Annotated in this window: 14 protein-coding genes; 5 read left to right on the top strand and 9 right to left on the bottom strand. The window is 65.7% G+C overall.

Annotated elements, in window-relative coordinates; translation table 11 throughout:
* Positions 1–70 precede the first annotated feature (70 nt).
* The 3 genes from WB785_RS19480 to WB785_RS19470 are packed head-to-tail and all read right to left on the bottom strand — an operon-like array spanning position 71 to position 2,627.
* Positions 71–631, bottom strand: a complete 561-nt coding sequence (locus tag WB785_RS19480; protein WP_424080932.1) for a TetR family transcriptional regulator — start codon at positions 629–631, stop codon at positions 71–73.
* Complete coding sequence (locus WB785_RS19475) at positions 628–1,476, bottom strand: oxidoreductase (RefSeq protein WP_424080934.1); 849 nt, start codon at positions 1,474–1,476, stop codon at positions 628–630. Before WB785_RS19475 ends, WB785_RS19480 begins: the two co-directional genes overlap by 4 nt.
* An 11-nt stretch (positions 1,477–1,487) precedes the next feature.
* Entirely contained in the window at positions 1,488–2,627 is a 1,140-nt protein-coding gene (locus WB785_RS19470) for an FAD-dependent oxidoreductase (RefSeq protein ID WP_424080931.1), read from the bottom strand.
* A 170-nt stretch (positions 2,628–2,797) separates the two neighbouring features.
* On the opposite strand from WB785_RS19470, the gene prrA reads away from it, so the two are divergent.
* The gene (gene prrA / locus WB785_RS19465) at positions 2,798–3,508 is read left to right on the top strand and encodes a two-component system response regulator PrrA (RefSeq protein WP_424080930.1); all 711 of its coding nucleotides are present in this window, start codon (positions 2,798–2,800) and stop codon (positions 3,506–3,508) included.
* Between the two features lie 11 nt (positions 3,509–3,519).
* Complete coding sequence (locus WB785_RS19460) at positions 3,520–4,863, top strand: sensor histidine kinase (protein WP_424080933.1); 1,344 nt, start codon at positions 3,520–3,522, stop codon at positions 4,861–4,863.
* A 1-nt stretch (position 4,864) separates the two neighbouring features.
* Here WB785_RS19460 and WB785_RS19455 read toward each other — a convergent pair whose 3' ends face one another.
* From WB785_RS19455 to WB785_RS19440, 4 genes are read right to left on the bottom strand one after another with little or no spacing between them, the layout of a single operon-like run.
* On the bottom strand, positions 4,865–4,993 hold the full coding sequence (locus WB785_RS19455) for a hypothetical protein (RefSeq protein ID WP_424080929.1): 129 nt from the start codon (positions 4,991–4,993) through the stop codon (positions 4,865–4,867).
* Positions 4,993–5,145 (bottom strand): hypothetical protein, encoded by a 153-nt coding sequence (locus WB785_RS19450; protein WP_424080928.1) that lies wholly within the window; start codon positions 5,143–5,145, stop codon positions 4,993–4,995. The genes WB785_RS19455 and WB785_RS19450 overlap by 1 nt, the downstream gene beginning before the upstream one ends.
* A 13-nt stretch (positions 5,146–5,158) precedes the next feature.
* Positions 5,159–6,181: an OmpA family protein gene (locus tag WB785_RS19445; RefSeq protein WP_424080927.1), complete on the bottom strand. Its 1,023-nt coding sequence runs from the start codon at positions 6,179–6,181 to the stop codon at positions 5,159–5,161.
* Positions 6,182–6,196: 15 nt separating this feature from the next.
* A complete protein-coding gene (locus WB785_RS19440) occupies positions 6,197–6,559 on the bottom strand; it encodes an FKBP-type peptidyl-prolyl cis-trans isomerase (RefSeq protein WP_424080926.1) in 363 nt (120 codons plus the stop codon).
* Between the two features lie 48 nt (positions 6,560–6,607).
* On the opposite strand from WB785_RS19440, the gene WB785_RS19435 reads away from it, so the two are divergent.
* Both WB785_RS19435 and WB785_RS19430 read left to right on the top strand, forming a co-directional pair.
* Positions 6,608–6,871 (top strand): DUF2630 family protein, encoded by a 264-nt coding sequence (locus WB785_RS19435; protein ID WP_424080925.1) that lies wholly within the window; start codon positions 6,608–6,610, stop codon positions 6,869–6,871.
* 3 nt (positions 6,872–6,874) lie between these two features.
* Positions 6,875–8,389: a phytoene desaturase family protein gene (locus WB785_RS19430; protein ID WP_424080924.1), complete on the top strand. Its 1,515-nt coding sequence runs from the start codon at positions 6,875–6,877 to the stop codon at positions 8,387–8,389.
* 52 nt (positions 8,390–8,441) lie between these two features.
* On the opposite strand, the gene WB785_RS19425 is transcribed toward WB785_RS19430, so the two are convergent.
* Together WB785_RS19425 and pdxH are read right to left on the bottom strand one after the other, a co-directional pair.
* Positions 8,442–9,737 carry a citrate synthase gene (locus WB785_RS19425; protein WP_424080923.1) on the bottom strand — a complete coding sequence of 432 codons (1,296 nt, stop codon included), beginning with the start codon at positions 9,735–9,737 and terminating at the stop codon, positions 8,442–8,444.
* Between the two features lie 134 nt (positions 9,738–9,871).
* Positions 9,872–10,531, bottom strand: coding sequence for a pyridoxamine 5'-phosphate oxidase (gene pdxH / locus WB785_RS19420; protein ID WP_424080922.1), 660 nt, complete (start codon positions 10,529–10,531; stop codon positions 9,872–9,874).
* Positions 10,532–10,613: 82 nt separating this feature from the next.
* Between pdxH and WB785_RS19415 the strand changes: the two genes are divergently transcribed.
* On the top strand, positions 10,614–11,455 hold an 842-nt coding region (locus WB785_RS19415), incomplete at its 3' end, for a citrate synthase 2 (protein WP_424080921.1).

Below are 11,455 nucleotides of genomic sequence, written 5' to 3'. Positions count from 1 at the left end.
CGCTTGGCGCGGTGCCCGCTGCCGACCGGATGGCGGCCCGGCTGCGTCGCTACCGCGACATCGGGCTGCCCTAGCTTTCCGGCGACCCGAGGTAACGCTGGATCGTCGGCCCGACCCAGTCGATGAGCTCGGTGCGGGTCATCGTCACCACCGGCGGCAACCGCAACACGTAGCGACACCACGCCACTCCCAAGATCTGGGTCGCGATCAGCCCCGACCGCCAGCGGGCTTCCGCGGCTGGCGCCAGGTTGGCCACCAGCGGCTGCAGTTGGGTGGTGAAAATGCTCTGCATGCGTTGCGCGGCCTCGGCATTGGTGGCACTGGACCTCAGCAAAATCACCAGAGCCTCACCCTCCTCCGAGCCTTCCCAGCGTTCCAGGAAGTGGCCGACCAGCGAGCGGCCGACCTCGGCGCGGTCCAGCGCGGTGAAGTCGGGAAACCTCAGATCGAACTCCGCCGCTGCGGCGAACAGCTTGTCCTTGTTGCCGAAATACCGCATCACCATCGCCGGATCTATCCCGGCGTCGGCCGCAATACCCCGGATGGTGGCGGCCTGAAAACCGGACGTGCCGAACCGCTCACGGGCCGCGGCCAAGATGGCGGCCTTGGTCTGCTCCGACGATCTCCTCATGTCAACGAGCGTAGGTTCGGGTAGTTCACGCCGGTGAGCTTCTCCGAAAGCTCCCAGAGCCGGGCCGCCATCTCCGGGTCACGGGATTTTGCGCCGGACTGCACCCGTCGCGGATAACCACGAAGCCGCTTCGGGCCGTAATACCCACCGGGTTCCACCGGCCCGGTTGCGGCGCAGATCTCCGAGAGCGCGCCCATCTGTGCGCTTTGCGCAAATCCTTTGGTGAACAACATGATCGGATCGAGGAACGACTCGGTGTGGCCCTGCAGGTTGGTGGCCGCGTAACCGGGGTGCGCCGCCACCGACAACACCCGCGAGCCGGCGAGGGTCAATCGCCGTTGCAGTTCGTAGGCAAACAATAGGTTGGCAAGCTTCGACGCGCCGTAGGCCCCCATCCGGCGGTATCGCCGCTGTTCCCAGTTCAGATCGTGCAGGTCGATTGATCCGAGGACATGCAGCCCGCTGGACATCGTGACGACCCGGTCCCGAATGCGCTCGATCAACAAGCCCGTCAACGCGAAATGACCGAGATGATTGATACCGATCTGGGATTCGAACCCGTCGATTGTGTAGCGCTTCGGCACCGCCATCACGCCGGCATTGTTGATCAGGGTGTCGACTTCGCCGAGCGAGGCAGCGAATTCACGCACCGACGTGAGGTCGCCGAGGTCAAGATGGCGCACTTGCGCCGACGTCCCGATATCCGCTGCGACCGTATTGGCCTTCTCGACGTCACGGCACGCCATGATGACCTGCCCGCCTGCGCCGGCAAGGGCCCGCGCCGTGACGGCACCAAGTCCGCTGTTGGCGCCGGTGATAACGAAGGTTCTTCCGTGTAGATCCATCACGGTTGTCCTCACCGGTAGACCAGCCCGCTGAGCCGCCACGCCAATCGGCGGCGAATCGCCGGGGCCCGGCTGGACAGCTGCATCGCGACGTTGCGCGCCGGCCGTAGCACCGGCGGCAGAGTCGCCATTCTGGTGAGCCTGCCGGTCAGCGAAAGGACCTGCTGGGCAACGGCCCGACGATCATCGCCGTAGCGGTCCAGCAGCGAATCCGGTGCGCCGGCGAGCACCTGCTCCAGGGCGTCGGCCAACACCACGGCGTCCTGGATGCCGGTGTTCATCCCCTGCCCTCCGGCCGGGCTGTGCACATGGGCGGCGTCGCCGGCCAGCAGCAGGCGGCCGGCGCGGTAGCTGTCGGCTACCCGGTGATGGATCCGGAAATGCGACCCCCAGATCACTTCCTCGACGACGAGCTGCCCGGGGCCGAAGCCCCGCGCATCCAGCAGCTGCTGAACGAATGGCGCTGCCGGTGAGGCCGGCGCGTTCTCGACGGGGGCGACGATTCGATGCATGCCGCCCGGCAACGGCGCCAGCACGGTCAGCCCTGCCGGAGCGTAGAACAGGAAAATTTCGTCGATCGGCGCGTTGCCCCGCAATCGAACATCGGCGAGGGCGAACGACTCCGGGTACTCGTGGCCGCGAAACCCGATGTGCGCCTGCGAGCGCACCGCGCTATGCATGCCGTCGGCACCAACGACATAGCGCGCCGTGATCGGGTCACCGATATCGAACGTCGCGACCACCGACTCGTCATCTTGGGTCAGCCCGGTCAGTGTTCTCGGACGCACCACCTCGCCGCCGAGCTGTGTCAGTCGGTCAAGCAGCACCCGCTCGGTGTCCGCCTGCGAAATCGTCAACGTGTACGGGTACGACGTCGGCAGGGTGCTGAAGTCGATCGGAATCAGCACGCGGTCGCGGTCGCGCATCGAGAAACGGGGATTGCGAATTCCTTGCGCGACGAGTTGTTGGCTCACATCGATCCGCTCAAGGACCTCCAATGTTCGCGACGCGACCGCGCAGGCGCGTGACGTGTTTTCGCCAGCGGGCTGGGCATCTACAACGGTTGTCGCCACACCACGTTTGGTGAGCGTTGCGCCGAGAGTCAGGCCGGTCGGCCCGGCGCCAACGATCAGAACATCGGTCATGGTCATGATAGGCCTCCTAAGTCAACGCTTGTTGGCATTAACTATGCGCCTATCGATCCGCTATGTCAACACTCGTTGGCCCACATCCGTTGACCTACGTTGCTGCCTGAGCCTGGGCCGCCGCGCAGGGTGCGTCGAGCGAGGGTTCCCACAGCTACGGGCGACTATCAGGCATCATGGGCGGCATGGACTCTGGTGTCACCTCACCGCGGGTGTTGGTTGTCGACGACGACTCCGACGTGCTCGCCTCGTTGGAGCGCGGACTGCGGTTGTCCGGGTTCGAAGTGTCGACGGCCGTCGACGGGGCCGAGGCACTGCGGAGTGCGACCGAGACCAGGCCGGATGCGATCGTGCTCGACATCAACATGCCAGTGCTGGACGGCGTCAGCGTGGTAACCGCGCTGCGGGCAATGGATAACGACGTCCCGGTGTGCGTGCTCAGCGCTCGCAGTTCGGTCGACGACCGGGTGGCCGGCCTGGAGGCCGGCGCCGATGACTACCTGGTCAAACCGTTCGTGCTGGCCGAGCTGGTGGCGCGGGTGCGAGCGCTGCTGCGCCGTCGCGGCTCTACCGCGACCTCGTCCTCGGAAACCATCACGGTTGGCCCGTTGGAGGTGGACATCCCCGGTCGGCGGGCCCGAGTTCACGGCGTCGACGTCGACCTGACCAAGCGTGAGTTCGACCTGCTCGCCGTGCTGGCCGAGCACAAGACCGCGGTGCTGTCCCGCGCGCAGTTGCTGGAATTGGTGTGGGGTTACGATTTCGCCGCGGACACCAACGTCGTCGACGTGTTCATCGGCTACCTGCGGCGCAAGTTGGAAGCCGGCGGTGGCCCACGGCTGCTGCACACCGTCCGCGGAGTGGGATTCGTACTGCGCATGCAGTGACGGGATTGAGCATGAACTTCTTGTCGCGAATCTTGACCCGTACGCCGTCGCTGCGTGCCCGGGTCGTAGTGGCGACCGTCATCGGCGCGGCTATTCCGGTGCTCATCGTCGGGGTCGTCGTCTGGTTCGGCATCACCAACGACCGCAAGGAACGCCTCGATCGTCGGCTGGACGAGGCGGCGGGTTTCGCGATCCCGTTTTTGCCCCGTGGCCTCGGCGAAATCCCCAAATCCCCTAACGACCAGGATGCGGTCATCACCGTGCGCCGCGGTGGCGAAGAGGTGACCTCGAACTCGAAAGTCACCTTGCCGGAGCTACCGGCCGGCTATGCCGATACCTACATCAATGGGGTGCGCTACCGGGTGCGCACGGTGAATATTCCAGCGCCGCGTCCGATGTTGGTGGAAGTCGGCGCAACCTATGACGCCACCATTGCCGACACCAACAACTTGCACCGCCGGGTGATCTTGATCTGTGCATTCTCGATCGTGGCGGCGGCCGTGTTCGCCTGGCTGCTGGCAACTTTCGCGGTGCGGCCGTTCAAACGGCTGGCGCAACAGACCAGGTCCATCGACGCCGGCGACGAGAGACCGCAGGTTCAAGTGCGCGGCGCCAGCGAGGCCGTCGAGATCGCCGAGGCCATGCGGGGCATGCTGCAGCGAATCTGGAACGAGCAGAACCGCACCAAGGAGGCCCTGGAGTCGGCCCGCGACTTCGCGGCGGTGTCCTCGCATGAGTTGCGCACGCCGCTGACCGCGATGCGCACCAACCTGGAAGTGCTTGCCACCCTGGACCTTCCCGACGAGCAACGCAAAGAAGTGCTCCATGACGTGATCCGGACCCAATATCGCATTGAGGCCACGTTGTCCGCGCTGGAGCGGCTGGCCCAAGGTGAGCTGTCGACGTCGGAGGATCACGTGCCGGTCGACATCACCGAGCTGCTCGACCGTGCGGCTCACGACGCGATGCGGATCTACCCGGACCTCGATGTGTCGTTGGCGCCGTCGCCGACCTGCATCATCGTCGGCCTACCGGCAGGCCTTCGTCTTGCTGTCGACAACGCGATCGCCAACGCCGTCAAACACGGTGGCGCAACCCGAGTCCAGCTGTCCGCGGTGAGCTCGCGCGCCGGCGTGGAAATCGCCGTCGACGACAACGGCAGCGGGGTCCCAGAGGAGGAGCGCCAAATCGTGTTCGAGCGGTTCTCCCGCGGATCGACCGCGTCGCATTCAGGCTCCGGCCTGGGTCTGGCACTGGTGGCCCAGCAGGCACACCTACACGGCGGTACGGCGGCGCTGGAAAACAGCCCGCTGGGCGGCGTGCGTCTTTTGCTGCGTCTACCCGGCCCGAGCTGACTTAGTCGTCTTCAATAACCGAAGACGGCACTGGCACTTCACGTTTGACACGCCGAATCGTCAGCGCGAACGTCAGGAGCAGCCCGAGCAGAAACGCCAGCACCACCAGCACGTAGTTCACCTGGCCCATCACTGTGCTCCAATCTCACGTGAACCGGGCATGTCGTCAAGGGCTTGTTCTTCAGTGGTGCGCTTGACAAATATGCCGGCGATCAACAAGGCAACCGCTGAGCCGGCCGCGAAAGCCACCAGGTAGCACAACCATTGGATGACGAAGCCCATCGGTGGATTCTCCTTAGCCGCCTTGGTCGGCCACGATCTCGACGCGGCGGTTCTTGGCTTGACCGTCCATGCTGCCGTTGTCAGCGACCGGGTCGGCAGCACCGCGACCCTTCGCGGTCAAGCGATCACGGGTGACACCGCGGGCGATCAGGTAATCGGCGACGACGTCCGCCCGCTTAGCGCTCAACGGAATATTGATGGCGTCGTTACCGGTGTTATCGGTGTAGCCGTTGATGCTCACGTTCACACCCGGGCAGGGCTTCAGCTTGTCGGCAACCTGATCCAGTGTCTGTTCGGCGGCCGGCGACAAGACCGACCCATCGGTGGCAAAGGTGATCGGGCCCAACCCTTTTACATCCGACCGCAGGTGGGCGCACGCATTGCCCGGACCAAGAGCGGGCACCGGGCCCGGCGGTGCGCTCGCCGTGACGGGGCCGCCGATTCCCATCGTGTCGACGATATTCAGATTCGGCCAGGCGGCATCGGCGGCCTGCTCTATGGCGTCTTGCTGACCTCCCGAACTCGTCGTCCCGATCAGCGTGATGGTGTCACCCTTGACGGCGAGGCCGAAATCGGGAACAGATGCCGCAGCCTTGAAAACCGGTGCGGCATTGGAGAAATCGAGGGACATGATATCCGGGTTGATCCGTACGTTGTCGACGACGTCGACATTTGGCCCGAAGCCCTCCTTTACCGCCGCCAGTAGCGACTCCTTCGCCGAAACGGTGGGCATGTCACCGGAAAGCTTGATGTCGTTGCCGCTGTGAGTGATTGACACCGGCGCCAGCGTTATTGGCGGAATCGTCGGGGTATTCTGCGCGCCGGCCGGCGGTTTGGGCGCGTTCAACGACGGCAAGGCGCCGGTCGGCCCGTCGATTCCCGGTCGGGTCCGGTCCAGTTCGCCATAGCCGATTACCGCCAGCAGCAACGGAATAACGATCAAGCCAACCAACCACGGCAGGCCCGGGACCCGCCGATAGAACTTCGAGGTTCGCCGCCACTCGGTGGCTTCAGCTGCTTCGTCGAAACCCCCCACGGGCCCTCCCTCGAGTTAGCGGGTGTTGAGCAGGTCGATCACGAAGATCAGCGTCTTGCCCGATAACTGATGCCCGGAGCCGGCCGCCCCGTAAGCCTGCGCGGGTGGGATCACCAGCTGACGCCGACCACCCACCTTCATACCGGGTATGCCGTCCTGCCATCCCTGGATGAGGCCGCGCAGCGGGAATTCGATGGGCTCGCCCCTACCCCATGAGCTGTCGAATTCCTCGCCGGTGTCGTACTCGACACCGACGTAGTGCACTTCGACGACGCCACCGGGCACGGCTTCAGGGCCGTCGCCGATCACCAGGTCGTCGATGACGAGTTGCGCGGGCGCTGGGCCGCTTGGAAAGTCGATCTCTGGTTTGCTTGGCACGGAAGCGACCCTAGTCCGGCACACTTGACTCGTGGAAGGGGACCAAACATGAGCGACAATGCAGCCAATCCCGACAGCCCAGCCTTGGCGCACATCCACGACCTGGTCGCGCAGGAGAAGACCCTTCGTGCGCAGCTACAGCACGGCGATATCAGCGCATCCGAGGAGCACGAGCAGCTGCGCCGCATCGAAACCGAACTCGACCAATGCTGGGACCTGCTTCGGCAGCGCCGGGCGCTGCGTGAAACCGGCGGCGACCCGAGCGCGGCAACAGTGCGCCCACCCGACGAAGTCGAGGGCTACCTGGGTTGACCGATGGCTGCCGACCCGGGTGACTTCGACGTCGTCATCGTGGGTGGCGGCCACAACGGCTTAGTCGCCGCCGGATACCTGGCCCGTGCCGGCCTGCGGGTACGCCTGCTCGAGCGGCTGCAGCAGGTCGGCGGTGCCGCGGTGTCGGCGCGGATCTTCGACGGCGTCGACGCCCGGATATCGCGGTATTCGTATCTGGTGAGCCTGCTGCCGGCCCGCATCACCGACGACCTGGGCGCGGAAGTGCGGTTGGCCCGACGGCCGTATTCGTCCTACACCCCGGATCCGGCTACGGCCGGACGCACCGGCTTGCTGATCGGTGACGTCCCCGCCGACGCAGCCGCGTTCTACCGGCGCTGCCGCCTGGTGACCGAGCGGCTGTGGCTGACGCTGTTGGAACCGTTACGCAGCCGCGAGCAGGCCCGCCGAGAGGTCATCGATGGCGGCGATCCCGAGGCCGCCGCGGCGTGGCGGACCATGATCGATCGACCGATTGGCGATGCGATCGCCGATGCGATCGGCAACGACCTGGTCCGCGGCGTGGTGGCGACCGATGCGCTGATCGGTACCTTCGCCCGCCTTGATGACCCGTCGTTGCAGCAGAACGTCTGTTTCCTGTATCACCTCCTCGGCGGCGGCACGGGCGAATGGCATGTCCCGGTCGGTGGCATGGGTGCGGTGAGCGCGGCGCTGGCCGCCGCGGCCGTCCGTTGTGGAGCCGAAATCATCACCGGCGCAGAGGTTTACGCAGTCGATCCGAGCGGTGCGGTGCGCTACCGCCAGCACGACGACGAGCACGTGGTGCGCGGCCGATTCGTGCTCGCCGGCGTCACACCGGCGGTGCTGGCCGGCCTGCTGGGTGAGCAAGCACCCGCACCCGTGCAGGGCGCTCAGGTCAAGGTGAACATGGTGCTGCGGCGGCTGCCCTGCCTACGCGACGACAGCGTGACGCCCGAACAGGCGTTCGGCGGGACGTTGCACGTCAACGAGACCTGGACGCAGTTGGACTCGGCGTATGCCCGGGCAGCCGTCGGAGCATTACCGGATCCGCTGCCGTGCGAGATCTATTGCCACTCCCTGACCGACCCGACCATCCTGTCCCCCGCGCTGCGCGAAGCCGGCGCCGCGACGTTGACGGTGTTCGGTCTGCATACACCGCATTCGCTGAACGTCTCCCGCGACCAGCTCACCGATGCCGTGCTGAAGTCACTGAATTGTGTTCTGGCCGAACCGATTCAGGAGGTCCTGATGACAGATGCGAATGGCCTACACTGCATCGAGACGACGACCACTCAGGACCTGGAACACCGGTTGGGAATGACCGGCGGCAACATCTTTCACGGCGCATTGCGTTGGCCGTTCGCCGACAATGACGAGCCGCTGGACAACCCGGCCCGACGCTGGGGCGTGGCAACCCCCCACGAGCGAATCCTGTTGTGCGGGGCGGGGGCTCGCCGCGGCGGGGCGGTCTCCGGCATCGGCGGTCACAACGCCGCGATGGCGGTACTGGCCAGCTAAATGGTGGCGACCCGCTTCGCCCGGCTACGCCGCGCTCGCGATCGCCAAGGGACTAGCGCGCGTCGATGGTGGCGTAGTTGCGCTCGGTGGAGCCGGTGTAGATCTGGCGGGGACGGCCGATCTTACTGTCGCCTTCGTCGTGCATCTCACGCCAATGCGCGATCCACCCGGGCAGCCGACCGAGCGCAAACAGCACGGTGAACATCCGCGTTGGGAAACCGAGCGCCCGGTAGATCAGGCCGGTGTAGAAGTCGACGTTCGGGTAGAGCTTGCGCTCGACGAAGTAGTCGTCGGTCAGCGCTGCCTCTTCGAGCTCCTTGGCGATGTGCAACAGGTCGTCGTCGCCGCCCAGCTTGCCCAGGATCTTGTCGGCCTGTTCTTTGACGATGCGCGCCCGCGGGTCGTAGTTCTTGTAGACCCGATGGCCGAAGCCCATCAGCTTGACGCCTTCTTCGCGGTTCTTGACCTTGCGGACGAACTCGCCGACGTCGTCGTCGCTCTTGCGGATCTTCTCCAGCATTTCCAGCACGGCCTGGTTGGCGCCGCCGTGCAGCGGGCCCCACAGCGCGTTGATGCCGCCGGAGATCGAGGTGAACAGGTTGGCCTGCGATGAGCCGACCAACCGCACCGTCGACGTCGAACAGTTCTGCTCGTGGTCGGCGTGCAAGATCAGCAGCATGTCCAGCGCCCGGACGATCTCGGGGTCGACGTCGTAAGGCTCGGCGGGCAGCCCGAAGGTCATCCGCAGGAAGTTCTCCACCAGCGTCAGCTTGTTGTCCGGGTAGAGGAACGGCTGGCCTACCGACTTCTTGTAGGCGTAGGCGGCGATGGTGGGCAGCTTGGCCAGCAGCCGGATCGTCGATAGCTCGACCTGCTCGGTGTCGGTCGGATCCAGCGAATCCGGGTAGTAGGCGGAAAGCGCGTTGACGGTGCTGGACAGCACCGGCATCGGGTGGGCGTTGCGCGGAAAGCCGTCGAAGAATCGCTTCAGGTCCTCGTGCAGCATCGTGTGCAACTGGATCTGGCGCGTGAAAGTAGCCAGCTGGTCCTTGGTCGGCAGCTCGCCGTAGATGAGCAGGTAGCTCACCTCGATGAACGTCGACTTCTCGGCGAGCTGCTCGATCGGGTATCCGCGATAACGCAGGATGCCGGCGTCACCGTCGATGTAAGTGATGGAGCTCTTGCACGAGGCGGTGTTGACGAAGCCGTTGTCGAACGTGGTGTACCCGGTCTTGGACAACAGCGAGCCCAGCGCGACACCGTCGGCTCCCTCGGTGGCGTGGACGATATCGAGATCCAACTCACCACCTGGGTACTTCAGCGTGGCGGAGTCGTCGTTTGCGGCCACTGGAACCCCTTTGCGGTCTCGGCGGATGCTGGCCCTACACGGATGCTTATAGCTGAAGGTAGTCGTTCTCCGGAGGCCGCGCCTGCGCGGGGGCGCAGTCCGGGTCCGACGGCGGCCCGACGCAGTGATCCGCCTCACGGCTGCAAGCGTTGGACCTGGTCACCTGTGACACGAATCCGGTTGTGCAGCCGGTCTTCCCGGCCCTGCCAGAATTCGACAACCTCAGGCGCAATGCGGTACCCACCCCAGTTCGGGGGGACCGGAACCTGGTCGGAGTCGGCGAACCGAGCGGTCACCTCGGCGAGCTGATCGACCAGCGCCGCGCGGGAGGCGATCGGCTGGGACTGATGCGATGCCCACGCGCCCAGCTGCGAGCCGCGCGGCCGCTTCGACCAGTAGTTCTCGGTGGCCTGAGGGTCCACCTTGGTCACCGGACCGCGGATATGGAACTGCCTGTTCAGCAAATACCACGGAAAGGTCGCCGATGCGTACGGTGTCGCGGCCAGCTCGTCGCCCTTGGCCGAATCGTAGTAGGTGAAGAAGGTGATTCCGTCCTCGTCGACGCCCTTGCACAGCACCGACCGGCTGACCGGCCTTCCCGAGCCCACGGTGGCCAACACCATCGCGTTCGGCTCGGCGATCCCGGCATGCTCGGCTTCACCAATCCACTTGCGCAACAAGGCAACCCAGCCGTCGTCGAGCCAGTCGACATCGAGGTCGGGGCTACCGTCCTTCTCGATGGAGCCGTACTCCACCCGCATCCGGGCCAGGTGCTCGTTGTCTGGTCCTGCCATCGCGCCAACGCTACTCTCGGCGCCCCCTCGCAGGTTACCGACCGGTAGCGAACGGTCCGGACCGGCGTGGGAGAATTCAACCATGACTGTCATCCCGGACAAGATCCCGGAGAATTTCGTTGCCGGCCTCGAGGGTGTGGTCGCGTTCACAACCGAGATTGCCGAGCCCGACAAGGACGGCGGCGCCCTGCGTTACCGCGGCGTGGACATTGAGGATCTGGTGGGCCAGCGGGTCACCTTCGGCGACGCCTGGGCTTTGCTGGTGGACGGAAAGTTCGGCCATGGACTGCCCCCGGCCGAGCCATTCCCGCTGCCGATCCACAGCGGCGATGTGCGGGTCGATGTGCAGGCCGGCCTGGCGATGCTGGCGCCGATCTGGGGCTATCAGCCGCTGCTCGACATCGACGACGCCACCGCCCGCGACCAGCTCGCGCGGGCGTCGGTGATGGCGCTGTCCTACGTCGCCCAATCGGCCCGCGGTATCTACCACCCCGCCGTACCTCAGCGGGTTATCGACGAATGCCCAACGGTCACAGCGCGTTTCATGACCAGGTGGCAGGGTGAGCCGGATCCCCGGCATGTCGAGGCCGTCGACGCGTACTGGGTCTCGGCCGCCGAGCACGGCATGAATGCCTCGACGTTCACCGCACGGGTGATCGCATCGACCGGCGCCGACGTCGCCGCAGCGCTCTCGGGCGCGATCGGGGCGATGAGCGGCCCGCTGCACGGCGGGGCACCGGCACGGGTGCTGCCGATGCTCGAAGAGGTCGAGCGCACCGGTGACGCGCGCGGACTGGTCAAGGGAATTTTGGACCGCCACGAGAAGCTGATGGGCTTCGGACACCGCGTCTACCGCGCCGAGGACCCACGTGCGCGGGTGTTGCGGGCCACCGCCAAGCGGCTGGGCGCGCCGCGCTACGAAGT

The organism is Mycobacterium sp. (assembly GCF_049585075.1).
Lineage (GTDB): Bacteria > Actinomycetota > Actinomycetes > Mycobacteriales > Mycobacteriaceae > Mycobacterium.
This window is presented reverse-complemented; position numbering and strand designations above follow the sequence as displayed.